The 25,077-nt window shown below is 66.0% G+C and carries 23 protein-coding genes, 1 tRNA gene and 1 other RNA gene; 14 read left to right on the plus strand and 11 right to left on the minus strand.

Annotated elements, in window-relative coordinates:
* Positions 1-16: 16 nt before the first annotated feature.
* Together BW975_RS02260 and BW975_RS02265 are read left to right on the plus strand one after the other, a co-directional pair.
* Positions 17-1,039 (plus strand): aspartate-semialdehyde dehydrogenase, encoded by a 1,023-nt coding sequence (locus BW975_RS02260; RefSeq protein ID WP_076530622.1) that lies wholly within the window; start codon positions 17-19, stop codon positions 1,037-1,039.
* Between the two features lie 243 nt (positions 1,040-1,282).
* Complete coding sequence (locus BW975_RS02265; RefSeq protein ID WP_076530624.1) at positions 1,283-2,908, plus strand: DUF4139 domain-containing protein; 1,626 nt, start codon at positions 1,283-1,285, stop codon at positions 2,906-2,908.
* Positions 2,909-2,971: 63 nt separating this feature from the next.
* Here BW975_RS02265 and recR read toward each other — a convergent pair whose 3' ends face one another.
* From recR to BW975_RS02290, 5 genes are all read right to left on the minus strand, one after another.
* Entirely contained in the window at positions 2,972-3,565 is a 594-nt protein-coding gene (gene recR, locus BW975_RS02270) for a recombination mediator RecR (protein WP_076530626.1), read from the minus strand.
* Positions 3,566-3,641: 76 nt separating this feature from the next.
* Positions 3,642-3,986: a YbaB/EbfC family nucleoid-associated protein gene (locus BW975_RS02275; protein WP_076530628.1), complete on the minus strand. Its 345-nt coding sequence runs from the start codon at positions 3,984-3,986 to the stop codon at positions 3,642-3,644.
* A gap of 79 nt (positions 3,987-4,065) precedes the next feature.
* Positions 4,066-4,509 (minus strand): hypothetical protein, encoded by a 444-nt coding sequence (locus BW975_RS02280; RefSeq protein WP_139194233.1) that lies wholly within the window; start codon positions 4,507-4,509, stop codon positions 4,066-4,068.
* Complete coding sequence (locus BW975_RS02285) at positions 4,485-6,269, minus strand: DNA polymerase III subunit gamma/tau (protein ID WP_076530632.1); 1,785 nt, start codon at positions 6,267-6,269, stop codon at positions 4,485-4,487. Before BW975_RS02285 ends, BW975_RS02280 begins: the two co-directional genes overlap by 25 nt.
* Before the next feature lie 91 nt (positions 6,270-6,360).
* Positions 6,361-6,723 (minus strand): DUF202 domain-containing protein, encoded by a 363-nt coding sequence (locus BW975_RS02290; protein WP_076530634.1) that lies wholly within the window; start codon positions 6,721-6,723, stop codon positions 6,361-6,363.
* Between the two features lie 116 nt (positions 6,724-6,839).
* On the opposite strand from BW975_RS02290, the gene ypfJ reads away from it, so the two are divergent.
* Together ypfJ and BW975_RS02300 are read left to right on the plus strand one after the other, a co-directional pair.
* The gene (gene ypfJ / locus BW975_RS02295; protein WP_076530636.1) at positions 6,840-7,679 is read left to right on the plus strand and encodes a KPN_02809 family neutral zinc metallopeptidase; all 840 of its coding nucleotides are present in this window, start codon (positions 6,840-6,842) and stop codon (positions 7,677-7,679) included.
* A gap of 11 nt (positions 7,680-7,690) precedes the next feature.
* Positions 7,691-8,191: a phosphatase domain-containing protein gene (locus BW975_RS02300; RefSeq protein WP_076530638.1), complete on the plus strand. Its 501-nt coding sequence runs from the start codon at positions 7,691-7,693 to the stop codon at positions 8,189-8,191.
* 14 nt (positions 8,192-8,205) lie between these two features.
* Here the strand turns inward: BW975_RS02300 and ffs are convergent.
* An RNA gene (ffs, locus tag BW975_RS02305) (signal recognition particle sRNA small type) lies at positions 8,206-8,304 on the minus strand.
* A 175-nt stretch (positions 8,305-8,479) separates the two neighbouring features.
* On the opposite strand from ffs, the gene BW975_RS02310 reads away from it, so the two are divergent.
* The gene (locus BW975_RS02310) at positions 8,480-8,854 is read left to right on the plus strand and encodes a hypothetical protein (RefSeq protein WP_076530640.1); all 375 of its coding nucleotides are present in this window, start codon (positions 8,480-8,482) and stop codon (positions 8,852-8,854) included.
* Between the two features lie 78 nt (positions 8,855-8,932).
* Complete coding sequence (locus BW975_RS02315) at positions 8,933-10,099, plus strand: hypothetical protein (RefSeq protein ID WP_076530642.1); 1,167 nt, start codon at positions 8,933-8,935, stop codon at positions 10,097-10,099.
* A 72-nt stretch (positions 10,100-10,171) separates the two neighbouring features.
* Here the strand turns inward: BW975_RS02315 and BW975_RS02320 are convergent, their stop codons facing one another.
* Positions 10,172-12,157, minus strand: a complete 1,986-nt coding sequence (locus tag BW975_RS02320) for a lytic transglycosylase domain-containing protein (protein ID WP_335743485.1) — start codon at positions 12,155-12,157, stop codon at positions 10,172-10,174.
* A 159-nt stretch (positions 12,158-12,316) separates the two neighbouring features.
* Between BW975_RS02320 and dapA the strand changes: the two genes are divergently transcribed.
* Entirely contained in the window at positions 12,317-13,192 is an 876-nt protein-coding gene (gene dapA / locus BW975_RS02325; protein ID WP_076530646.1) for a 4-hydroxy-tetrahydrodipicolinate synthase, read from the plus strand.
* Here dapA and BW975_RS02330 read toward each other — a convergent pair.
* A complete protein-coding gene (locus BW975_RS02330; RefSeq protein ID WP_244512539.1) occupies positions 13,189-14,148 on the minus strand; it encodes a GlxA family transcriptional regulator in 960 nt (319 codons plus the stop codon). The two genes, dapA and BW975_RS02330, sit on opposite strands and share 4 nt — an antisense overlap.
* A gap of 89 nt (positions 14,149-14,237) precedes the next feature.
* Between BW975_RS02330 and BW975_RS02335 the strand changes: the two genes are divergently transcribed.
* From BW975_RS02335 to BW975_RS02355, 5 genes are all read left to right on the plus strand, one after another.
* On the plus strand, positions 14,238-15,488 hold the full coding sequence (locus BW975_RS02335; RefSeq protein WP_076530648.1) for a sarcosine oxidase subunit beta family protein: 1,251 nt from the start codon (positions 14,238-14,240) through the stop codon (positions 15,486-15,488).
* Positions 15,489-15,552: 64 nt separating this feature from the next.
* Positions 15,553-15,840: a sarcosine oxidase subunit delta gene (locus BW975_RS02340; protein WP_076530650.1), complete on the plus strand. Its 288-nt coding sequence runs from the start codon at positions 15,553-15,555 to the stop codon at positions 15,838-15,840.
* Positions 15,837-18,785, plus strand: a complete 2,949-nt coding sequence (locus tag BW975_RS02345; RefSeq protein ID WP_076530652.1) for a sarcosine oxidase subunit alpha family protein — start codon at positions 15,837-15,839, stop codon at positions 18,783-18,785. The genes BW975_RS02340 and BW975_RS02345 overlap by 4 nt, the downstream gene beginning before the upstream one ends.
* Positions 18,778-19,347 carry a sarcosine oxidase subunit gamma gene (locus tag BW975_RS02350; RefSeq protein WP_076530654.1) on the plus strand — a complete coding sequence of 190 codons (570 nt, stop codon included), beginning with the start codon at positions 18,778-18,780 and terminating at the stop codon, positions 19,345-19,347. Before BW975_RS02345 ends, BW975_RS02350 begins: the two co-directional genes overlap by 8 nt.
* 74 nt (positions 19,348-19,421) lie before the next feature.
* Positions 19,422-20,732, plus strand: a complete 1,311-nt coding sequence (locus tag BW975_RS02355; protein ID WP_076530656.1) for an NAD(P)/FAD-dependent oxidoreductase — start codon at positions 19,422-19,424, stop codon at positions 20,730-20,732.
* 9 nt (positions 20,733-20,741) lie between these two features.
* Here BW975_RS02355 and BW975_RS02360 read toward each other — a convergent pair.
* Both BW975_RS02360 and BW975_RS02365 read right to left on the minus strand, forming a co-directional pair.
* A tRNA-Gly gene (locus BW975_RS02360) sits at positions 20,742-20,815 on the minus strand.
* Between the two features lie 78 nt (positions 20,816-20,893).
* Entirely contained in the window at positions 20,894-21,565 is a 672-nt protein-coding gene (locus tag BW975_RS02365; protein ID WP_076530658.1) for a TIGR04283 family arsenosugar biosynthesis glycosyltransferase, read from the minus strand.
* 70 nt (positions 21,566-21,635) lie between these two features.
* Between BW975_RS02365 and ygfZ the strand changes: the two genes are divergently transcribed.
* Positions 21,636-22,364: a CAF17-like 4Fe-4S cluster assembly/insertion protein YgfZ gene (gene ygfZ / locus BW975_RS02370; protein ID WP_083686953.1), complete on the plus strand. Its 729-nt coding sequence runs from the start codon at positions 21,636-21,638 to the stop codon at positions 22,362-22,364.
* Between the two features lie 285 nt (positions 22,365-22,649).
* Here the strand turns inward: ygfZ and BW975_RS02375 are convergent, their stop codons facing one another.
* Complete coding sequence (locus BW975_RS02375) at positions 22,650-23,276, minus strand: phage tail tip lysozyme (protein WP_076530659.1); 627 nt, start codon at positions 23,274-23,276, stop codon at positions 22,650-22,652.
* Between the two features lie 657 nt (positions 23,277-23,933).
* Here BW975_RS02375 and BW975_RS02380 point away from each other — a divergent pair.
* Positions 23,934-24,995 (plus strand): NAD(P)H-dependent flavin oxidoreductase, encoded by a 1,062-nt coding sequence (locus BW975_RS02380; RefSeq protein WP_076530660.1) that lies wholly within the window; start codon positions 23,934-23,936, stop codon positions 24,993-24,995.
* Positions 24,996-25,077: the final 82 nt, after the last annotated feature.

Below are 25,077 nucleotides of genomic sequence, written 5' to 3' on the forward strand. Positions count from 1 at the left end.
CAGGAGTATTTGAAAGATGGGCTACAGGGTCGCCGTCGTCGGCGCCACGGGCAACGTGGGCCGCGAAATGCTGAACATCCTGGCCGAGCGCCAGTTCCCCGCCGACGAGGTCGTCGCGCTTGCCAGCCGAAAATCGCTGGGCAGCGAGGTCAGCTATGGTGACAAGACCCTCAAGACCAAGGATCTCGATGCGTTCGATTTCACTGGCTGGGATATCGCCCTCTTCGCCATCGGTTCGGACGCCACCAAGATCTACGCGCCCAAGGCCGCCAAGGCGGGCTGCATCGTGATCGACAACTCGTCGCTCTACCGCTATGACGCCGACGTGCCGCTGGTCGTCCCCGAGGTCAATCCCGAGGCCGTCGAGCAGGTGCACAAGCGCAATATCATCGCCAATCCCAACTGCTCGACCGCGCAGATGGTCGTGGCGCTCAAGCCTTTGCATGACCGCGCGCGCATCAAGCGCGTCGTCGTCAGCACCTACCAGTCGGTCAGCGGCGCGGGCAAGGAGGGCATCGACGAGCTGTGGGATCAGACCAAGTCGATCTACAACCCCACAGACGACAAGCCGGCCAAGAAATTCACCAAGCAAATCGCCTTCAACGTGATCCCGCATATCGACGTCTTCATGGACTCGGGCGAGACCAAGGAAGAGTGGAAGATGGTCGCCGAAACCAAGAAGATCGTCGACCCGAACATCAAGGTGACCGCGACTTGCGTGCGCGTCCCGGTGTTCGTCGGCCATTCCGAAGCGATCAACATCGAGTTCGAGGAGTTTCTCGACGAGGACGAGGCGCGCGATATCCTGCGCGAGGCGCCTGGCATCATGGTGATCGACAAACGTCAGGACGGCGGCTACGTCACGCCGGTTGAATGCGTGGGCGATTTTGCGACCTTTATCAGCCGCATCCGCCAGGACAGCACCATCGAGAACGGTCTGAACCTTTGGTGCGTGTCGGACAACCTCCGCAAGGGCGCGGCCCTGAACGCGGTCCAGATTGCCGAGACCCTGGGCCAGCGCGTGCTGAAAAAGGGCTGAACGCCTTCTTCCCCGTCCGGCGCAGATCAGCGCGCCGGACGGGAAGAGATCGCTGCGTCCCGCCGCGCCATGCGCCGGGCAATGACGCACTCATCCACATCGACATGAGAAAAAACCAGATCATGGCCTCATAAGGCCATGGCCCAGTAAAGATAGCGTAAATCCGCGCAATCCGGCCCCGGCCCGCTTGCAATCGCATGCGCGCCGCCCAAGACTGGCCCCGTCCAGCTGGAGAAACCCATCATGCGCGCGATCCGACCGCTTCTTTACCTCGCACTTGCCGTTCCCTCAGCCGCGTTTGCCGATGACATCCCGCTCACCAGCCGGGTGGCCGCGGTCACGCTCTACCCCGAAGGCGCCACGATCCGGAGGGCCGTGCCCTTTGACGTGCCCGCAGGCCAGCATGACCTCATCCTCATCGATCTGCCCCAGGACACCGATCTGGCCAGCGTCCGGGCCAGCGTGACAGGTGCCGAGATGGGCGGTGTCACCACCCGCCGCACCGCTCAGCCACCCCGCAGCGAAACGCAAAGCGCCGCCATCGAGGCCGCCCGCGACGAGGTGGAACGCCGCGAGCGGGCGCTGGAGGCCGCGCGCGCCGACATCGCGCGCCTGCGCCTCGCCGTGGACGCGGCCAACGCACAGACTGCCTTTCTGGCGCAACTGGGACAGGGCGACGGCATCGCGGCGCAAGATGTCAGCGCGCTGCGCGACATGGCGCAGATGATCGGCGAGCAGACCCTCGCCGCACGCCAGGCGGCACATGATGCGGCCCGCGCCGCCACCGAGGCGGAGCGCGCGCTGGAGGACCAGATCGAGGCGCTGGAAGAGGCGCGCCAGACCCTCGCCGCGCTGGTCCCGGAGGACGAGGATCGCGCGATGCTGGCCGTGTCGATCACCGCGCTCGACCAGACCAGCGGCACGCTGAGTGTGACCTACAACACCTGGAATGCAGGCTGGTCGCCCGTCTATGACATGACGCTGACGCGCGAGACCGGCGCGCTGACCATCGAGCGGGGCGCCTATCTGCGCCAGTCCACGGGCGAAAATTGGCGTGACGTCGCGCTGACCCTCTCGACCGTGCGCCCCAGCGGCCAGACCCGTCCCAGCGAAATCGGCCCGCTCTTGCGCCGCATCGGCCCGCCGCCCGAGCTGATGCGCAAGGAGGCGCTGGGCGCGCAGATGGAGAGCATGGCCATGTCCGACGTGGCCGCTCCGGCGCCGCGCGTGGTCACGGCGAACGCTCAATTCGATGGCCTCTCGGTCACCTACGACTACGCGCCGCCCGTTTCGGTCGCCACCGGCGCAGACGCCTTGCGCATCGCGCTCGGCACGCTTGAGACGCAGGCAAAGATCGAGGCGCGCGCCGTGCCGCTATATGACAGCAGCGCGTTTCTGATGGCCGCATTCACCAATGACACGGGCGAATTGATCCTGCCGGGCCAGACGCATCACTATCTGGATGGAACGTATGTCGGCCAGAGCCAGACCCCCCTTCTTGCGGCAGGACAGGAAAGCGAGGCGTCCTTTGGCCCCATCGAGGGGCTGCGCCTCACCCGCACCACGCTGGACCGCGAGGAAGGCGGCAGCGGGATCATCCGCAAATCGAACGATCTGAGCGAAATTGCCCGGATCGAGGTCGAGAACCTGACGGAAGAAACCTGGCCGCTGCGGATTCTCGACCGCGTGCCCTATTCCCAGCAGGAGGCACTGACAATCGACTGGCAGGCCGAGCCGCGCCCGACCGAGACGGATGTCGACGGGCAGACCGGGGTTCTGGCTTGGGAGTTCGATATCGCCCCGGGCGAGACCCGCGACCTGACGCTGGAATACGGCATGCAATGGCCCGAGGATCAGGTTTTGCAATAAGCGCACCCGTCCAGGTTCATCTTGGTAAAAATACTCAAATCCCGGACGGCAAAGGCCGCGCCCCTAGATATCCTTGCGCGCGCTGAGCGCCGCACTGATTGTGCCGTCATCGAGGTAATCGAGCTCGCCCCCGATGGGCACCCCCTGGGCGAGGGATGTGAGGCGCACGCGCCCCTCGATCTGGTCGGCGATGTAATGGGCCGTGGTTTGCCCGTCGATCGTGGCGGCGAGGGCGAGGATGACCTCCTCGATCCCCTCCTCCTCGATCCGGCGGATCATGGCCGGGATGCGCAGCTGCTCGGGGCCAATCTGGTCAAGCGCGCTGAGCGTGCCGCCCAGAACGTGATAGCGCCCCTTGTAACTGCTGCTCCGCTCCATCGCCCATAGGTCCGACACGCTCTCGACCACGCAGAGCATGCCGTTGGCACGTTTGGGCGCGGTGCAGATGTCGCAGATCTCAAGGGTGCCGATATTGCCGCAGCGGGCGCATTCGCGCGCCGTGGCGGCGACGGTCTGCATCATGTCCGCCAGCGGCATCAGCTTCATCTCGCGCTTGGCGATCAGGTGCAGCACTGCACGCCGGGCCGAGCGCGGTCCAAGGCCCGGCAGCCGGGCCATCATGTCGATCAGGCTGTCGATATCGCGTGTCGAACTCAATGGACCGGTCCCGGCATTGTCTGTGGACGCCTTCGGCGAGAGTATTTTTGCCAAGATGAATGCGGACGCATACGCCTTAGAAGGGCAGCTTCATGCCTTCGGGCAGGCCCAGGCCTTCGGTGAGTTTGCTCATCTCTTCCTGCGCGCGGTCGCTGGCCTTGCCTTGAGCGTCCTTGATCGCGGCCAGAATAAGATCCTCGACCACTTCCTTGTCGTCGCCCGAAAAGATGCTGGGGTCGATGTCGAGGCTTTTCAACTCGCCCTTGCAGGTGGCGACCGCCTTGACCAGGCCCGCGCCGCTTTCGCCCGTGACGGTCATGTTATGCATCTCTTCCTGCATTTCAGCCATCTTGGTCTGCATTTCCTGCGCGGCCTTCATCATCTTGGCCATGTCGCCCATCTGGCCCAGTCCCTTGAACATGTCGGTCTCCGATTGCTGAGGATGTCAGCTGTTAGATACGGGCCGCATCCCCGCCGCACAAGGGGGCGGGCGATGCGGGTTATTCGGCTGGTCTGGGTTTGCGGCTGGTATGCAGGATCATCGCGCCGCAAATCGCCGCGACCGCGACGATGAAAAGCGCGGGCGAGGCCCGGCAACCTTCGGCGAATGCCTCGGCGCGCAGGCCCGTAGGGTCGGCGGCGGCGATGAGCATGGTCAGGCCGGACCAGAGGACACATAAGGCAAGCGCGCCCCAAGAGCTGCGAAGGGCGACGGCGATGGCCGAGGCGGCAAGAAGGATCAGCGCGGCGGGGGACGAGAAAAGGATCACCGCCTCGCCCAGCATGCTGACGGGGGTGCCATCCCACAGGGGCCGCTCGTCCTTGCAGACGCCCGTCACGGTCGCCGCCTCCTGCGCGAGCGTTGCCGTAGCCTGCGTCAGCAAGGCCGCGAGCATTGCAGCCAGCGGGGCCGCGGCGGTCAGTCCTCTTCGAACGGGTCCCATTCATCCTCGACTTCGGGCAGGGCATCGGCCAGCGCCGCATTCTCGATCTGGCGGGCCGTGCGAATTTCGATGATCTCGGCGCCGGGGAAGGCATCCTTGACCGCCTGGACCAGGGGATGGCTTTCAGCCTCGTTATGCAGAGCCAGCTTATCGGCGTCGCGCCGCGCCGCGATCGTTTCCCCGCCGCCCTCGTTGACCAGGGTGACGGCCCAGCGATTGCCCGTCCAACGCTGAAGCGCCGCGCCGAGGCGCTGGGCCAGATCGTGGGGCGCGCCCTCGGTGGGCACGAATTCAATCCGGCCGGGCTGGTAGGCGGCCAGTTGCACGCAGGTCTCGACCTCGACCAGCAGCTTGACGTCGCGATTGGCGCGGATGACCTCGACCACATGGTGAAAGGTGGGGTAATGCGCCAGAGCCTCGTTCGCGGCGACAGCCAGCGAGGCGCTGACGCCATTTCCGCCAGAGGCGCGCGGTTGATGCGTTTGCTGCGGCTGGCTGGCGGGTGCGCTGTAGGGCGCGCTGGCCTGCGCCGACGGACCGCCGCCAGTGCCGGATGCCGCAGTGCCGCCGCCGGGCGGGGAGGCGGGCACGGGCGTGTCCTTCAGCTTGCGCAGAAGCTCTTCGGGGCTGGGCAGGTCGGCCACATGGGTCAGGCGGATCACGGCCATCTCGGCGGCCATCATCGCGTTGGGCGCGCCCGCGACCTCCTCGAGCGCCTTGAGCAGCATCTGCCACATGCGCGTCAGCACGCGCATCGGCAGCGCCTCGGCCATTTGCAGGCCACGCGCGCGCTCGTCGGGGCCGATGGTGGGATCGTCCGCCGCCTCGGGCGTGATTTTGACCACAGAGGTCCAATGCGTGATCTCGGCCAGATCGCGTAGGACGGCCAGCGGATCGGCCCCGTCCGAATATTGCGCGCCGAGTTCGGTCAGCGCTCCGGCCGCGTCGCCCTTGAGGATCATGTCAAACAGGTCCAGCACGCGGCCCCGGTCGGCAAGGCCCAGCATCGCGCGCACCTGATCGGCGCCGGTTTCCCCTGCGCCGTGGCTGATGGCCTGATCGAGAAGGGAGGTCGCATCGCGGGCCGAGCCTTCGGCGGCGCGGGTGATGAGCGCCAGCGCATCGTCGGTGATCTCGGCGCCTTCGCTGCCCGCGATCTTGCGCATGAGTTTCAGCATCACCTCCGGCTCGATCCGGCGCAGATCGAAGCGCTGGCAGCGCGAGAGAACCGTCACCGGCACCTTGCGGATCTCGGTCGTGGCGAAGATGAACTTCACATGCGCCGGCGGCTCTTCCAGCGTTTTCAGAAGTGCGTTGAAGGCCGAGGTGCTGAGCATATGCACCTCGTCGATGATGAAAATCTTGTAGCGGGCCGATGCGGCGCGGTAGCTGACCGTCTCGATGATGGCGTCTCGGATATTCTGCACGCCCGTATGGCTGGCCGCGTCCATCTCCATCACGTCGACATGGCGGCCTTCCATGATGGCGACGCAATGCTCGCAGGTGCCGCAGGGATCGGTCGTCGGCCCGCCATTGCCGTCCGGGCCGATACAGTTCATGCCCTTGGCGATGATCCGCGCGGTGGTGGTTTTGCCGGTGCCGCGAATGCCCGTCATGATGAACGCTTGCGCGATGCGGTCCGCCTCGAACGCGTTTTTCAGGGTGCGCACCATCGCATCCTGCCCGACGAGGTCAGCAAAGGTCTCGGGCCGGTATTTGCGGGCCAGAACGCGGTAGCCGGAGGGGGCGGAGTCGGTCATAGGGGGCGCCTGCTGGAATCGTCTGCTGTCAGGCGGTCAAGGTAGAGGGGCCGCGCGCCCGCGTCCACCGCCCTTGCCGGGCAAAGCGCGCTCACAGCGTCCAAAGCACCGCGCCAGTGCCCAGCGTGGCCAGCGTCAAGAGCGCGGCAAGGCGGCGGAAGTTCTTGGCCTCCGTCACCTCGGCCTCGCGGCAGGTGAGGCGCTCATGCGTCTTGTGCGCCTGATTGGCGGCGGTCCAGTAGATGACAATCGCCGCGAACAAAAACAGACTGGCCACGCCCTTGGCCGCCCATGTCGGCTCGAAATCGCCGAAGACGGCCTTGAGCGCGATGGCCACACCGACCGCACCCAAACCAAGGCCCATCCACGAATTGAACGTGCGCTCATTGGCCATGATGGTCCGGTCCTCGGCCCAATCGGTGCGCTGCGCGGCCTTGTCATTCTTGTCGCTCATGCGCCCAAAGCTAAGCCACGCGTCCGCCTTTGGCGAGACGGGTTTTTCCGGTAGTGCGCGCGGCGCGACCGGCGGTATAGTCGAGATGACAGAATTTGCGCCGGGGGGCTGCCGACATGAAGCTGAAAGGGCTGCGCCGCAGCCGCAATATCGAGGACCGTCGTCGAAGCGGTGGGCGCGGCGCCGGGATCGGCGGCGTCGGCCTGATCGTGGTGCTGGCCATCGGCTATTTCGCCGGCATCGACGTGACGCCCCTTCTGCAGGGGATGCAGGGCGGGGGCGTGCAATCCTCGCAGCCTCGCACGCTCAGCGCCGAGGAAGAGCGCGCGGCGGATTTCACTGCCCGCGTTCTGGGCAGCACCGAAGAGGTCTGGTCCCAGCTGATGCCCCAGCAGGCGGGGCAGGCCTACCGCCCGCCTGTCATGGTGCTTTATTCCGGCGTCACGCAGAGCCCGTGCGGAGGCGCCTCGGGCGCGACGGGGCCGTTCTATTGCCCGGCGGATCGCAAGGCGTATCTGGACACCGAATTTTTTGCCACGCTGGCCGGGCGGCTGGGCGCGCGGGGGGATTTTGCGGCGGCTTATGTGGTGGCGCATGAGGTGGCGCATCACGTTCAGAACGAACTGGGCATCCTGGGGCAAGTGAGTGAGGCGCGCCAATCCGCCAGCACGGCGCAGGCAAATGCGCTGACCGTCCGGCTGGAATTGCAGGCCGACTGCCTCAGCGGCGTCTGGGCGCAGGCGGTCGAGGGCGCACTCGAGCCGGGCGATCTGGACGAGGCGCTGAATGCCGCGCGGCGCATCGGCGACGATCATCTGCAACGGCAGGCGGGCCGTGTGCCGCAGCCTCACACCTTTACCCACGGCACGTCCGAGCAGCGCGCGCGCTGGTTCGCGCGCGGGTACGAGCGGGGGCAGATGAGCGCCTGCGACACCTTCGGCGCCGAGCGGCTGTAAGGGGGGGCGGCATGACGGGCTTTGTCATCCATGCCTTGCCGGTGCTGAACGGAATTCTCGCCATCGCGCCCCTGCCCGGTGCGGGCGGGGACTACGAGGCCGATATGGAGCATCTGCGCGACTGGCGCCCCGCGATGGTCATGAGCCTGACGACCAGTGCCGAGATGCGCGCTGCGGCAGCGGGCGATCTGGGCCGCGCGGTGATGGAGATGGGCGCGCGCTGGGTGCATATGGAAGTGCCGGATTTCGGCACGCCCGATGCCGCCGGGATGGCCGCGTGGCGCAAATCCGCGCCGCTGGCGCTGTCGGCCCTGCGCGGCGGGGGCCGCGTGCTGATCCATTGCCGGGGCGGCTGTGGGCGTTCGGGCATGGCGGCCCTGCGCCTGATGATCGAAGCGGGCGAGCCACCTGACGACGCGCTCGCGCGTCTGCGCCGCACACGCGATTGCGCGGTCGAGACGGCGGCCCAGATGCGCTGGTCCCGTCAGGGCATGCCACCGCCGGCGACGTGAAGTATTGAGGGGTAAGGTGAGAGGCTGGACAACGACCCAAGCGGGGCTCGTTACGGCTGCTTCCTTCCGGATCTGACCGGGTTGGCGAGGCGCCTGCCCGCGCCAACCTCTCAAGCGGTTAGATAAAGGGGATGATCCAGCGATGCAAGGGGGGTGCCGGATTGCAACTGTCCCGCGCGCCAAGAGGATTTCGAAAACCATTCGGGCCGTAAAGCTTGCGCAGTGCATTGGGATCGGTGCACATCATGCCCCGTATCCTGCGCCCGATGATCGAGCTAAACCCCGTCAATGCGCCGCCTGACATCCCTGACGCGCAATTTCATGTGCGAAGTTCTGCCGGTGCTGGTGGCCTTGGCGCTGTGCCTGCGCATCATGGCTGCGCCGATGATGGTGCCTGTTCTGGTCGATGGCCGCATCGCGCTGTGTCTGGGCGGACAGATCGTCACGGTCGCGCTCGATCCGGCCGATCCGTCTACGCCGGAATTGCACACAGATACCTGCCCGCTCCTCGGTATCACTGCGGCGCTGGAGGTCACCGGTCCGGCATTTGCGGCGCGTGCTGTCCAAGGGACAGAGAATCGTTTTGCGCCGATGCGAATGGTGCTGTCCGAATCGGCACTTGTCCTCAGCTACCGGGCGCGGGCTCCGCCGACCGTCATCTGATCCACCATAGAGTTCAATCAGACTGACACCGGACAGGCGGCGCCAAGGCGCTGTGCCGGACAATGAGAGACATATTCAATGACACGTATCACGACCGCGGCGCTCCTATGCGCTGCCTTGATGGCCGTGCAGGCCACCAAGCCTGCGCTGGCCCAGACCCACATGATGACGATAAAGGAGAGCTCCGGTCACGGTATGGCCACCGCCGACAAGCCGCACTCGGGGCCGCATGGCGGTATGATGAAACCGGGCCACGGAGCCATGCATGGCCCGGCGCGGATGATGGGCAATCACCTGATGCCGGCGGGCAAGGTGATGTTGGGTTACAGCTTTGGCGCCATGTCGATGAGCGGGAACCGCATCGGCACAACCGAGGTGAGCGACGCCTTCGTCGCCACGCAAGTGCCCAACGTTTTCTTTGGCGCGCCGGGACAGCCGCCCACCTTGCGGATCGTCCCCCAAGAGATGACCATGCAGATGCACATGTTCGGTCTGATGTACGCGCCGACGGATCGCCTGACACTGATGGCGATGCTGCCCTGGGTCGAAAAAAGCATGACCTCGACCACCTATGCCGGCGCCGCCGGGACGACGGTTCTGGGCCGCTCCAAGATGCGCAGCGAGGGCTTGGGCGATATTCGCGTTGGCGGCACGTTCGGGCTGATGCGAGACCACCGCAGCCAGCTCCTTTTCGGCATGACGATGAGCCTGCCGACCGGGTCGATCACCGAGACGGGCACGATGCTGTCACCGATGGGGATGCAGATGACGCGGCGCATGGCCTACCCGATGCAGCTGGGCTCGGGCACGTATGACCTGATGCCGACGCTCAGCTATCGCAGTGGCAAGGGGCGGTTCAACTACGGTGCGCAACTGCGCGGAACGGTCCGGCTGGGCAGCAATGATGAGGGATATTCGCTGGGCGATGAGGTGGCTGTGGCCGCTTGGGCCAGCTATAAACCGGCGCCGCTCTATAGCGTCTGGGGCAAAATCGAGGCGGCGCGCCTGGGCCGGATCGACGGGCGCGATGCGCTGATCGCGGGGCCCATGCAGGGGGCGAACCCGGCCTTTCAGGGCGGCGACACTGTCACACTGACGGCGGGCATCGATTTCACGTTGCAGGATGGGCCGCTGAAGGGGCACCGCATCGGCCTCGATATTGGCGCGCCGATCTACCAGGATCTGAACGGACCGCGTCTTGGTACCGATTGGGTGTTGGGAGCAAGCTGGCGCAAGATGTTCTGAGGATCGGCGCGCGGCGCATGGTGCCGCAGGGCAGCTGCGGCCCTTCGGTCCGTGCGGCACCTTCCGAACGCGCTAGTCCAGCGTCGAGGGGATTGTCGCGCCGGTCAATTCCTCGCTGAAGGGCACCGGGTGCGGATCGCGGCCCAGCCGCGCGCGGTAGATCGGCAGGCTTTCGGCGACGCGCTGCACATAGTTGCGCGTCTCGTCGAAGGGGATGAACTCGATCCAGTCGATGACATCGAGCCCATTCATGCCGGTCCCGTCCCGCGGATCGCCCCGCTCGGACATCCAGCGGGGCGGGCGTGCGGGGCCGGCGTTATAGGCCGCCGAGATCATCACCACATTGCCCCCGAACCGCTGCGACATCTGCGCGAGATAGCTGGAGCCAAGCCGCGCGTTGTATCGCCAATCGTTCAGCACGCGGGACCGGTCATAGGGCAGGCCGATATCGCGGGCGACATCGCTGGCGGTGCCGGGCAGCACCTGCATCAGCCCCAGCGCACCTGCGCCGCTGGCGACGCGATGGTCGAACTCGCTTTCGCGCCGGGCGATGGCCAGCGCCATTTCCATTGGCACGGGCAGATCCATATTGCGCATCGGATGCAGCGCGTAATAGGCCGCAGGCAAAACGATGCCGCGCGAGGCCGCCGCCTTGCCCAGCATCACCTCCAGATGCGGCTGGCCGATATCGCGCAGCGCGTCGCCAAGGCTGCCCATCTCGCCCCGGTTCAGCGTGTCCGCCAGCGCGGTCACGAACCATTCCGAATAGGTCAGCTGATCCGCCGCCGACAGCAGCGTGATCGCCCGGAACGCATCGCTCTGCGCAAAGGCCGCTTCGCGCCAAGGCGCAAAGGTCTCGCCGCCCGCCAGCACCGCCTCGAAGGGCAGGCCCGCCTTTTCCGCGGCCAGCAGCCCGTAGAAACTGGTCTGCTCGGCCGCGCCTTGGGCATAGGCGAATTGCGCCGCTTCGGGATCGCCCAGATCCTCCTGCGCGCGCCCGATCCAGTAATGCGCCCGGCCCAACGAGATAGGCGTCGAGACGGCGGCACGCAGCCGCTGGAAATGATCCAGCGCCAGCGCCGGATCCTCCATGAAGCGCAGGGCAAGGTAGCCCGACAGCCATTCGAGGTCGGCATAGGCGCCGCCCTCCTCCAGCTGGTGATGCGCGGCCAGATCGTAGGCGCGCGCGTATTGGCCGTCGCGCATCATCCGCCGGGCAAAGCTGCGCCGCCAGCCGGACCAGCGCACGGCCTCGCCCAGACCGCCTTCGATCCGGCTTTGGGCGATCATGTGGTCCATAGCCTTTTCAGGCTGATCGGTGGCGATATAACGCTCGAAAAGGACATGCGCGATGCCGGGATCGCGCTGCATCTCTTCGGGCAGGGCGAGGATCTTGGCCTCGATGCCGCGCGCGCCGTTGTCGGCGCTCATGCGGATCTCGGCCCGCGCGCGCAGATCGTCATCGACCAGCGGCAGCATGAGGGCCGCGTCCTTGAGGCCGCGCCACAGCGCCATGTCCATGCGCGCCGCGTGATGCGGCGTCAGGATGGTGCCGTAGGCGTTGATGAAATCGGTATGCTCCTCGGTGCTCAGATCGAAACTGCGCCAGGCGTCAATGACCACCTCCTCGGCGCGCTCGGTCCGGCCCAGCCCCTTGAGCGCGGCGGCAAAGCGCAGCACGCCCTCGCCGGTCTGGGGCGCCGCGCCTTCGTAGAAGAGGACGATCTCGCCGTCGCTGGCGCCCTCCAACGTTTCCAGAGATTGTGCGCGCAGCCGCTCCAGCCCCGGCCAGCCGGGATGCGCGTTGAGAAACGTCAGAACCTCGTCCAGCGTGCCGTTTCCGGCCCGCAGCCGCGCCCATTCCACCAGCCGTTCGGCGACGCGCCCCTCGCGCGCGGCAAGCTCTGCCGCACGGTCCCAGCGGCCCGCCGATCCGGCCTCCAGCGCACTGGCCAGCGCATGGGGCGGGCGCACCGCGCCAAGCCCGCCCGCGCCTTGCGAAAAGGCCGGCAAAGCGCTGCTCAGCAGCATCAGGGCAGCGAAAAGAGAGCGCGACATGGCTTGCATTTCCCATCAAGGCGAAGGATAGACGCACCCAGCCTATGCGGGCATCGGCGCGCCGTCCACCGGCCCATATAGGGCGCGCGGCGGGGCGCTGCCATGTCCGCGCCCACCTTTCGGGCCGATACGCCCGAACTCACGACAAGGAGTCCGCACATGATCAAAGGATCGCTTCCAGCTCTGGTCACGCCGCTCAAAGACGGCGCTGTGGACTTCGACACTCTGGCCAAACTCGTCGAGTGGCATATCGAGGAGGGCAGCAATGGCCTCGTCCCAGTGGGCACCACAGGCGAAAGCCCGACCCTGACCCATGACGAGCATATGAAAGTCGTCGAAGAGGTCGTGCGCGCCGCCGCGGGCCGCATTCCCGTTGTCGCGGGTGCAGGCAGCAACAACACCGCCGAGACGGTTCAGTTCATGCGCCACGCCCACAAGGTGGGTGCCGATGCCGCGCTGGTCGTCACGCCCTATTACAACAAGCCGACGCAGGCGGGCCTCATCGCGCATTTCACTGCCGCGCATGACAGCTGCGATCTGCCGATCATCATCTACAACATTCCCGGCCGCTCGTCGGTCGACATGACGCCCGCCACGATGGGCGAGCTGGCACGCCTGCCGCGCATCATCGGCGTCAAGGACGCGACCGGCGATCTGGCGCGCGTCTGCGCGCAGCGTATCACCTGCGGCACGGATTTCGTCCAGATCTCGGGCGAGGACGCGACGGCCCACGGCTTCAACGCGCAGGGCGGCGTCGGCTGCATTTCAGTCACGGCCAACGCCGCGCCCAAGCTCTGCGCGCAGCTTCAGGCGGCCTGCCTTGCCGGGGATTACGCCGAAGCGCTCAAGATCCAGGACCGGCTGATGCCGCTCCACCACGCGATCTTCACCGAGCCGGGCCTTGTCGGCGCGAAATACGCGATGTCCCTTCTGGGCAAATGCAGCCCCGAGACCCGCTCGCCCCTCGTGCCCCTGACGGATGGCACCAAGGCGCTGGTGGAAAAGGCGATGCGCCACGCGGGCCTGCTGAACTAGGCATCGCGGTAGCGCGACGGTGGATGTCCAAACTGCGCCGCATAGGCACGGCTGAAATGCGATGAATTGGCAAAGCCCGTGGCCAGCGCGATCTGCGTGAGCGGCATGGCCGAATTGCGCAGAAGGCTCTGCGCGCGGTCCAACCGCAGAGCGCGGTAGTAACGCATGACGGGCGTGCCCAGCTGGTCGGTGAAAAGGCGGTTGAGCTGCCGGGGCGACACGCCTGCGATGCTCGCGATCTGGCTCAGGTCCAGCGGATCGGCCAGATGGCTTTCCATCACCTCGACCGCATCGAGAATGGCGGGCGTATGGCTGCCCACCCGCTCCGCGAGGCCCGCGCGCTGCGGCCCGATGGCGGGGCGCACCTCGGTATGCATGAACCAGTCGCTGACGCGGCGCGCAAAAGCTGCACCATGTTGCCGCGCGATGAGGGCGTGCATCATGTCCAGCGGCGCGGTGCCGCCCGCGCAGGTCATGCGGTCCCGGTCGATGACATAAAGGCTGCGCTCCAGCGCCAGATCGGGCGAAGCCTCGGCCAGCGCCTCGGCATATTCCCAGTGCAGCGTCATGCGCCGCCCGGCCATCAGCCCGGCGCGCGCCAGGATAACCGGCCCCCCCGACACGCCGCCCAGATGCACCCCCTCGCGAGCCATCCGTGCCAGCCAGCGCGCCATTGCCGGATCGTCATGCGCGCCCACATCGCCGCCCGCGATCACGAAAAGCATGTCGAGCCTCAGCGCCGCGCCCACCTGCGCATCCGGCGGCACCACTGCCGCGCCCGAGCTGGCGACCGGCCCGTTCCCCACATGCACCATCTCGTACAGCATGCGCCCCGCCAGCAGATTGGCCGCGCGCAAGGGCTCGACTGTGGCGGCATAGGACATCACGGCAAAATCGGCGATCGGCAGGATGCCGATTCGCACGGGCCGGGCGGCGGGATCGAGAGGCATGTCCATTCCAGACATCTATCCGACCTTTTCAGGAAAGTGCAAATGCCGCGAAACCTGCGACAAAGGCGCGAGCCTAGATCACCGGAAGATCCCCCATGCGCTACTCCGCACTTCGTATCCTCAAAGAAGGCCTGACCGGCAACAAGGGCTGGAAGCCCGCTTGGCGCGATCCCGAGCCGAAGTCAGAATACGATGTCATCATCATTGGCGGCGGCGGCCACGGCCTTGCCACGGCGCATTATCTGGCCAAAGAGCACGGCATCACCAATGTCGCGGTGCTGGAAAAGGGCTGGATCGGCGGCGGCAATGTGGGCCGCAACACCACCATCATCCGCTCGAACTACCTGCTGCCGGGCAACGAGCCGTTCTACGAGCTGTCGCTGAAGCTGTGGGAAGGGTTGGAGCAGGACGTCAATTACAACGCGATGGTCTCCCAGCGCTCGATCCTGAACCTGCTGCATTCCGACGCGCAGCGCGATGCGTTCATCCGGCGCGGCAACGCGATGTTCCTCGCGGGCGCCGACGCCGAATACGCGACGGCCGATCAGCTTCGCGCGGAACTCCCCTTCCTCGATTTCGACAATGCGCGCTTCCCCATCAAGGGCGGGCTTTTCCAGCGCCGCGGCGGCACGGTGCGCCATGACGCGGTCGCCTGGGGTTATGCGCGCGGCGCCGACAGCCGCGGCGTCGACATCATCCAGAATTGCGAGGTCACCGGCTTCGACATCGAGAACGGCGTCTGCCGGGGCGTCCAAACCACGCGCGGCCCGATCAAGGCCAAAAAGGTCGCGATGTGCGTCGCCGGCTCCTCGGGCCGGGTCGCGGCGCAGGCGGGCATGCGCCTGCCGATCGAGAGCCACGTCCTGCAAGCCTTCGTATCCGAAGGTCTGAAACCCGTCATCCCTGGCGTCATCACCTTCGGCGCGGGCCATTTCTATGTCAGCCAATCCGACAAGGGCGGGCTGGTCTTTGGCGGCGATATCGACGGGTACAACTCCTACGCCCAGCGCGGCAACCTTCCCGTGGTCGAGGACGTGGCCGAGGGCGGCATGGCGATCATGCCCATTATCGGCCGCGCGCGTCTCTTGCGCAGCTGGGGCGGCGTCATGGACATGTCGATGGACGGCTCGCCCTTCATCGACCGCACCCATATCGACGGGCTCTATTTCAACGGCGGCTGGTGCTATGGCGGCTTCAAGGCGACGCCCGGCTCGGGCTGGTGCTATGCGCATCTGATCGCCACCGGCAACAGCCATCCCGTGGCTCAGGAAATGCGTCTCGACCGCTTCAAGCGCGGCCACATGATCGACGAGAAGGGCCAGGGAAACCAGCCCAACCTGCATTGAGCCAGCCCATGCTTCATCTTGGCAAAAATACTCAAATTCCGACATCAGCACCGAGGTGCCCCGCATGATCATCGACCACCCCCTTCTCGGCCCGCGCGATGCCGCCGAATTCATCTATCTTGGCGACGCCGCCCTGATCGACCGCCCCGATTGGCAGGCCGAGGACGCCGCCGATGCGTTCTACGAATACGGCTATCTGCGCGACAACATCGCCGGGCAGATGCAGGAGCTTTGGTATCACGAGCAGGGCGACCGCAGCTGGCTGGTGGTGACGCGCGACACGCTCACGCATGAAATATCCAAGGTGGAACTGGCCCGCGATGTGGCCCGCGCACGGGGGCGCAGCAAATGAGCCAGGTAAACCGCATCAAGGGCGGCCTCATCGACCGCTCGAAGCCGCTGAATTTCACCTTCAACGGCAAATCCATGCAGGGCCATGCGGGCGACACGCTGGCCTCGGCGCTTCTGGCCAACGGTCAGGTGCTGGTCGGGCGTTCGTTCAAGTATCACCGTCCGCGCGGCATCCTGACCGCCGGCAGCGAGGAGCCGAATGCGCTCGTGCATCTGCGCAGCGGCGCGGCGCAAGAGCCCAACACCCGCGCCACGGTGGCCGAGCTTTTCGACGGGCTGACCGCGACCAGCCAGAACCATCGCGGCCCGCTGGAATTCGATCTGATGGCGGTGACGGATCTCATGTCGCCCTTCCTCAGCGCGGGCTTTTACTACAAGACTTTCATGTGGCCCGCCGCCCTCTGGGAAAAGCTCTACGAGCCCGCCATCCGCCATTCCGCCGGCCTTGGCCGCCTGTCGATGGAGGAGGATCCCGACACCTACGACAAGGGCTTCCTGCATTGCGATCTGCTCGTCATCGGCGCCGGTCCCTCGGGCCTTGCTGCCGCCTTGGCAGGGGCGCGTGCGGGCGCGCGGGTGATCCTCGCGGACGAGGATTTCGCGCCGGGCGGACGTCTCAATGCCGAGACGCTGGAAGTGGACGACATGGCGGGTGCCGACTGGGCCGCGCAGACAGTGGCGGAACTCGAGTCCATGGATAACGTGCGCCTGATGACCCGCACCACGGTCTACGGCGCCTACGATCACGGCGTCTACGGCGCGCTCGAGCGCTGCACGGACCATCTGGCCTCCGCAAACGGCAAGCCGCGCCAGGTGCTCTGGCGCATCTATTCCAAGCGCGCCGTGCTGGCCGCAGGCGCGACCGAACGGCCCATCGCCTTCGGCAACAATGACCGTCCGGGCATCATGCTAGCCGGGGCCGTGCGCACCTATGTGAACCGCTATGGCGTGACGCCGGGCCAAAAGGTCGCTGTACTGACCAACAATGACGACGGCTGGCGCACCGCCGCCGATCTGGCCGCCAAGGGCGTCGAGGTGCGCGCGGTGATCGACACGCGCGATGCGCCCGCCTTCATGGACATCCCCGGCGCGCACCATGTGCGCGGCGCGGGTGTGGTGGACACGGCTGGCCGCAAGGCGCTCAAGCGGATCACTCTGACCGATGGCCAGATGATCGACGTGGATTGCCTGGCCGTCTCGGGCGGCTGGAACCCGAACGTGCACCTGACCTGCCACCAGCGCGGCCGGCCCACCTGGAATGAGGCGATCAACGCCTTCGTGCCGGGCCGTGATCTGCCGCAGGGCATGGTCGTCGCGGGCGCCGCAAACGGCCAGCTCACCCTCGCCGCCGCGCTGGACGAGGGCCGCAAGGCCGCGAATGCGCAGGTGAAGGATCTGGGCTTTACCCCCTCGCGCAAGGCCGCGCCCAAGGCCGAGGATGAGGCGCATGAAGGTGCAGCGAAATGGCACATCCCCTCGGGCAAGACCCGCGCATGGGTGGATTTCCAGAACGACGTGACCGTCAAGGACATCCAGCAGTCGCACCGCGAAGGCTTTGTCTCGGTCGAGCATCTCAAGCGCTACACGACCACCGGCATGGCCACCGATCAAGGCAAGACGTCGAACATCTCGGCGCTGGCGATCATGGCGGAATGCACGGGCAAATCCATTCAGGACACCGGCACGACCATCTTTCGCCCGCCCTACACGCCCATCCCCATCGGCGCGCTGGCGGGCCGGGCGCGGGGGCAGGATTTCCGCCCCTACCGCCTGACGCCCAGCCACGAATGGGCCAAGGCCAATGGCGCCAGCTTTGTCGAGGTCGGCAACTGGCTGCGCGCGCAATGGTTCGTGAAAGGCTCGGAAAAGGGTTGGCGCGACAGCGTCGACCGCGAGGCGTTGAACACGCGCCAGAATGTGGGCATCTGCGACGTGACCACGCTGGGCAAGATCGACGTGCAGGGCCGCGACGCCGCCGAATTTCTTAACCGCGTCTATGCCAATGGCTTTGCCAAGCTGGCGCTGGGCCGTGTGCGTTATGGCATCATGCTGCGCGAGGATGGCATCTGCTACGATGACGGCACCACCGCGCGCATGGGCGAGAACCATTACGTGATGACCACGACCACCGCCAACGCGGTCCTGGTCTTCCGCCGCCTCGAATTCGCGCGCCAATGCCTGTTTCCCGATCTCGACGTGCATCTGATCTCGACCACCGACGCCTGGGCGCAATTCGCCGTCGCCGGACCGAAGGCGCGCGACCTCCTGCGCAAGATCGTGGACAAGGATCACGACATCTCGAATGAGGGTTTCCCCTTCATGGCCTGCGGCGAGATCAGCGTCTGCGGCGGCACGCCCGCGCGGCTCTTCCGCATCTCCTTTTCGGGCGAGCTTGCCTATGAGGTTGCCGTGCCCGCGCGCTATGGCAATGCGATGATGGACGCGCTGATGAAGGCAGGTGAGGAGTTCGGCGCCTGCCCCTATGGCACCGAAGCCTTGGGCGTCATGCGGATCGAGAAGGGCCACGCGGCGGGCAACGAGCTGGACGGGCGCACGACCGCGCACAACCTCGGCATGGCGCGCATGGTCAGCGACAAGAAGGACAGCATCGGTGCCGTCCTGTCGCGCCGCCCCGAAATGATGCGGGACGACGCGGTGAAACTGGTGGGCTTCCGTCCCGTGGATCGCTCGGTCAAGCTGATCGCCGGTTCGCATTTCATCGCCAAGGGCGACGAGGCCAATATGGCCAACGATCAGGGCTGGATGACGTCGGTCGCTTTCTCGCCCAGCCTGGGCCATTCCATCGGGCTTGGCTTCATCAAATCCGGCGACAGCCGCATGGGCGAGATCGTCCGCGCCGTCAGCCCCGTCCACGACACCGAGATGGAGGTCGAGATCGTCTCGGCCCATTTCATCGACCCCGAAGGAGAGCGTCTGCGTGCCTGATTTCACCCTCACCGCCGCCCCGCCCCTGGCCGGGTATGAGCGCAGCTTTGGCGATATCCGGCTAAGCGCGCCCAAGGATCTGGCCATCGTCTCCATCGCGCTGCCACTGGGCGGCGAGGACGCGGCGAAAAAGGCGATCAAGACCGCCTTCGGCATCCCTTTGCCCGAGGTCGGCCTGTCGGACGTGGCCAAGGACAAGTCTACGGCGATCATGCGCCTCGGCGCAGATCAGGCCTTTGTTCTGTTCCCGCACGCCACGCCCGACGCCGAGCCGCATATCGCGTCGAAGCTGAAGGGCGCGGCCTACACCACCGACCAGACCGATGCGTGGTGCGCGCTCGAGATCAGCGGCCCCGGCGCGCGCCGCGCGCTCGAGCGGATTTGCCCGATCGACCTGCATCCGGACGCGTTCAAGGTAAATGCCATCGCCCGCACGATCATGGAGCATATGGGCGCCATCGTCGCGCGCACGGGCGACGAGACCTACCTGCTCCTCTCGGCCAGCTCCTCGGCCAAGTCCTTTGCACATGCGGTCGAAGTTTCGGCCAAGAACGTGAGTTAAGCCGGGCGCGCGGGTCTTGCTCTTGATTTCGCCCGCATTCGCGCGCAGCGTCGAGCAAAAGATTGAGGCCCGCCATGACCCTCTGGACCGATGACGCGAACCCCGGCCGCCCCTATTGGTGGGACGGCCTTGCATGGGTTGCGCCCGAGGGCGATCTGCCCGACGCCTGCGATCTGCTCATCATCGGCGGCGGCTATACCGGCCTTTCGGCGGCCCTTGCCGCGCATGACTGCGGCGCGCGCGTTGCGGTCGTCGATGCGCTTGACCCCGGAAAGGGCGCCTCGACGCGCAATGGCGGCATGTTCGGCGCGCATCCCCGCCTCGGATGGTCCACGCTGGACAAGCAGTTTGGCGCCGAGGTGGCGGATGCGCTTTTTGACGAAGCCTCGACGGCGCTTGACTGGGCCAGGGATCTGATCGAGCGCCAAGGGATCAATTGCGATTTGCAGCAGACGGGCCGCATCCAACTGGCATGGACCGCCAGGCACTTTGAGGGCCAGAAGGCGCTGGCGCAAACGCTGGCCGAGAAATCCCGCGTCCGCGCGCACATCGTCCCGCGCGAGCGCCTGAGCGATGAAATCGCGACCGAGCGCTATTTCGGCGGCATCGTTTTTGGCGAGCATTGCGGTATCCAGCCCGCCAAGTTCCACCAGGGGCTGATGCGCGCCGTGCAGGCGCGCGGCATTCCGGTGATCGCCCATTGCCCGGTCACGGCGCTGGAGCGGACGGGCGCCACCTTTGCCGCCACCACGCCGCAGGGGCGTATCAGGGCGCAAAAGGTGCTTTTGGCCACGGGCGGCTACACCGCCGCGCCCTTCAACTGGCACGTCTCGCGCGTGTTCCCGCTGCCCAGCTACATCATCGCGACCGAGCCGCTGGCCGCGAACCTGATCGGACATCTTGCACCGGGCCGGCGCATGATGGTCGAGACCCGCGCGCGGCATAGCTATTTTCGGATCTCGCCCGATGGCACGCGCATTCTCTTCGGCGGGCGCGCCTCTATGGTAAATGTCGCGCCTGACACCGCCGCGCGCCGTCTGCGGGATACGATGTGTGAGGTCTGGCCCGAGCTGAAAGGCACGCGCATCAGCCATTCCTGGCGCGGCAATACCGGCTACAGCTTCACCCATATGCCCCATGTGGGCGAGGATCGCGGGCTGCATCACGCGATGGGGTATTCCGGCTCGGGCACCGTCATGGCGCCGTGGCTGGGGGCCAAGGCCGCATACCGCGCCATGGGCGATTCGCGGGGCGAGACGGGCTACGCCGCGACGCGGCTCACCCGGCACTGGATGCACCCCGGCAGCCGCCCGCATTTCCTGCACGCGGCGAATGCGTGGTATCGCACGGCCGTCGACTGGTCTGAAAACCGGCAGTCACGCTAGGGGCAAGGCTGGAGCGGGCGACGGGAATCGAACCCGTATCATCAGCTTGGAAGGCTGAGGTCTTACCATTACACAACGCCCGCTCAGCGGCGCCTGATTACCGCGCCACGCGCCGCGAAGCAAGATGGCGCCGCGTCCGCCCCGCGAAAAAATGCGCGCGCTCAATACCGACGGCGCAGCGCCTCGGGATCGGCCCCGCCGAGGTAGCGCAGCAATAGCGACAGATTGCGCGCGCCCCGTCGCAGCCAGCCATCGCGCAGGTATCGTCCTGCACCCGTGCGGATCGTGAATGGCATCTGCCGCAGCCTCCGCCCCAGCGCGCGCGCCATCGCCACATCCTCCATCAAGGGAATGTCGGGGTAGCCGCCCACGGCGTCATAGTCGCTGCGCGCGATCAGCAGGCCTTGGTCGCCGTAAGGCAGCGCAAAGAGACGCGCGCGCAGATTTGCCCAGCCCGCGACGATCCGCGCCGATAGCCCGCCCGCGTCGAAGGCAAGCCGCGCATAGCCGGGCCGCCCATCCGCCATCTGCGCCAAGACCGCCTCGCTCCAACCGCGCGGCAGCTGGCTGTCCGCATGCAGAAACATCAGCCAATCGCCTCCGGCAGATGCAGCCCCCCGGGCCAGCTGTCCCCCGCGCGTGGGCGGGCCAGTCACCCAAAGCGCACCGACCTCCTCGGCGATCTCGGCGGTGGCATCGCTTGATCCGCCATCGGACAGGATCAGCTCACGGATGAGTCCCGCCTCGACCCCCTCCATCAGCCCCGGCAAGAGGCGCGGCAGCTCGGCCTCCGAATTCAGAACCGGCACGATGATCGACACTCTCGCCCGCATGAAGCCCCCTGTAATGCGCCTGCGTCTTTCCTATATGGAGGTCAGGCAAGCGGCACGAGAGGTAGCAGCGATGAGATCCATTCACCAGATCACCGGCACGGATGCCACGCAGTTCCTGCAGGGCCTCATCACCAATGATGTGCTGAAGGCGGCCCAAGGTCCGGTCTATGCAGCCATCCTGACGCCGCAGGGCAAGTATCTGGCGGATTTCTTCGTGCTGGAACATGAGGGCGCGCTTCATCTGGATGTCGATGCGGACATCGCGCCGTCCCTTATTCAGCGCCTGTCGATGTATCGCCTTCGCTCGGACGTTCAGATCACCGAAACCGTGTTGCAGGTCGCGCGCGGCACCGGCCCCGCCCCCGAGGGCGCGCTGCCCGATCCGCGCCATCCGGCGCTGGGCTGGCGCCTCTACGGCGCCGAGGACGGCGATGACGGCACCGATTGGGATGCGGTCCGCGTGGCGCATTGCATCCCCCAGACGGGGATCGAACTGACCGGCGATACCTTCATCCTCGAAGCCGGGTTCGAGCGGCTGAACGGCGTCGATTTTCGCAAGGGGTGCTACGTAGGCCAGGAGGTAACCGCGCGGATGAAGCACAAAACCGAGCTGCGCAAGGGCCTCGCCACGGTGGGTGTTTCTGGTGGCGCCCCGGTCGGCACGCCCATCACGTCTGGCGACAAGACCGTTGGCACGCTTTTCACCCAAGCGAACGGCAAGGCGATTGCGCATCTGCGCTTTGATCGCGCGACCGGCCCGCTTGAGGCCGCGGGCGCGCACGTGACTTACCCGGCCTAACCCGTAGGATCAGTCGGGCAGAGGACGGCTTGCGCCGATTTTCGATGGGATCGCAATCCGCCACTTTTCGCATCAGACGCTATCCGCAGCCTTCGTGCGTTGTGACCAAGGCGGCGTTTGTTCGGGTTGCGAACCTGGGTGAACCGTCACCATTGAAAAGCGTGCCTCGAATGAGGTGTCGCGATGGAAACGGCATTGGCTGCCGGCTCACCGCGCCTGCCCAAGACCTTCACAAGGCAATGGGCAGACTTCGACAACGCGCCGACAGCTCTACATTCTGACGCCTTACGTGCTTTCGGGGCAGGCTGCAGGCCGGTTGCGGGCCTCGAGCTGGAAATGTGAGTAGCAGCCAGCTCCATCAAACCTATCGGCGAGGTACATTTTCGAGAAACGCACGCGCCGTTGCAGGTTCGCCGTAGAGGCCCGAGGCCGCAGGAAGGTCTTCATGAAGATACGGGCCACCTGGCTTACGTCATCCGTCGCGCGGATCCGGCTCATCATCTCGCCATACTCGGTCTTCAGCTCGTAATGCAGGTAGCCGTAATTCGCCTGGAAGCTCTCTTGGCCGCCGACGCGCGCGGCGTAGCTGCGAAAGCGACTCTTGCGGGGGCCGCACCACTGGGAATAGCCGTAGCAGCCGCCATCAATTTCGGCGAGCATGCGAAAATTTCCGGACTCATGTGCAAGGTTGCCGGTAATTCCTGCCGCCTGGCTGCGCGTCAGTCCAAAATCCCGTTGCAGATTCGCGATCAGCTGTTCGGGAATGGTAATTGGCTCGGCTTGCGTCTCGGGCGCCTCTTTGGAGGCGACAGGTTTCGGATCCGAATTGGGAAGCTTTGATCCGCGATCTGCGAATGCGGGTGGGGCAAGGGCGATAAGAAGGGCGGTGGTTGCCGCGACGAAATTTTTCATAGGAACTCACATCTGCTGCAGGTTTGCGCGCACAGTCGATGAGGGCGCTGAAGGCAGCCCAATTTCACGCTGCGACGCAGAAAGATACCTTTTGCGCCCTGGCAAGCCTAAAACGGCGGTTTTCTGCCCACCTTCCGCTCGGGATCAAAACCCCGATACAGGCGCGCCATTCGCGTCGGCAGCCGCCGCGTTGCGACATCAGTAAGCAGCGGGAGCGAGAAGAGGCAAGTATTTTTCTTACGACAGATCAAAGAGATAGCCCGGCCGATCGAACTGGCTGCTATGTCGGTAATCCTCGATCAGAAAACTTGCCGCCCTTGCCGATCAGATAGCGCGGAAGGGGCGAAGATGAAGGCCCGGGCGCCGCCGTGGAGGAGGGGCCAAGATCGTCGCACAAAGGTCGGGTCTGCGAATCGCTACCTGACACTTTTGCAGGCCACTGCCGCCCGCGACCGAATTTCTGTGGATCGAAACCGAGGTATGAAGTGCGGTCACACGATCCTTGTCGCACCCGATGAGCAAGTATTCCGGCAGGGCGAAAAACCGTGGCAGCGGGCCGCTCTCGTCCGCTCGCCAAGAGATTCGACCTTGGTCAAAGCCCTTGAATGGTTCACCATGATCGGCAGGCAATACCATACTCCGCTACAGGATCGTCCCATGACCTCCACTCAGCTCGGCCGGGCCGCCAGTTTTTGCGAGACCTATGATTTGCAGGTTCCTATCCTGATGGCGCCGATGGCGGGTGCCTGTCCGTCGTCCTTGGCGATCGCCGTGGCAAATGGCGGCGGGATGGGGGCCTGTGGGTGCCTGTTGATGCAACCGGATGGCATAGCGGACTGGGCGCGGCAAATGCGGACCGGATCGAATGGCGCCTTCATGCTCAACATCTGGATCCCGGACCCCGATCCTCTGCGCGATCCCGCCCATGAGGAAAAGCTGCGCGCGTTTCTCGGCCAATGGGGGCCGGAGGTTGCGCCCGAGGATGCCGAAGGGGCCATGCCGGACTTCGATGCGCAATGCGACGCGATGCTGGCTGCGGGGCCGCACGTCATTTCGTCCATCATGGGGGTCTTTCCGCCGTCCTTCGTCGCGCGGATGAAGGAGCGCGGGATCAAGTGGTTCGCCACTGCCACGACCGTCACCGAGGCCCTGGCAGCCGAGGCGGCGGGCGCGGATGTGATCGTTGCGCAGGGCATGGAGGCCGGCGGGCATCGCGGAGCGTTCCAGGCGGATGACGCGGCGCGGTCTCTGGTGGGTCTCTTCGCGCTGGTTCCCGCGGTTGTCGATGCCGTGCGGGTGCCCGTGGTGGCAACGGGCGGAATCGCGGACGCGCGCGGGGTCGCGGCGGCCTTGGTGCTGGGCGCGTCGGCGGTGCAGATCGGAACGGGCCTCCTGCGCGCGCCCGAGGCCGACATTTCGCCGATATGGGCCGACGCCATCGGACAGGCCCTGCCCGAAGGGACGGTGGCGACACGCGCATTTACAGGACGGTTGGGGCGGAGCATCCGCACGCTCTATACCGACGCCGCAGAAGACGGACCGACACCCGCGCCTTATCCCATCCAGCGCAACATCACCAAGCCGATGCGGACAAATGCGACGGAGATCGCCACGACGCAGGCATGGGCGGGACAGTCCGCAGGGCTGGCACGCGCCGAGCCTGCCGCACGCCTGATCAAGGAGCTATGGAGCGACGCACAAGGCCTGTTACCGGCCTGAGGGACACCCTCGAACCTCTGCCAAAGGGCCATTGCGCGGCCTGCGGCGCCGTGACCCTCCCTAGCTGAACGCGATCTTGCCT

The organism is Roseovarius nanhaiticus, assembly GCF_900156535.1.
GTDB lineage: Bacteria > Pseudomonadota > Alphaproteobacteria > Rhodobacterales > Rhodobacteraceae > Roseovarius > Roseovarius nanhaiticus.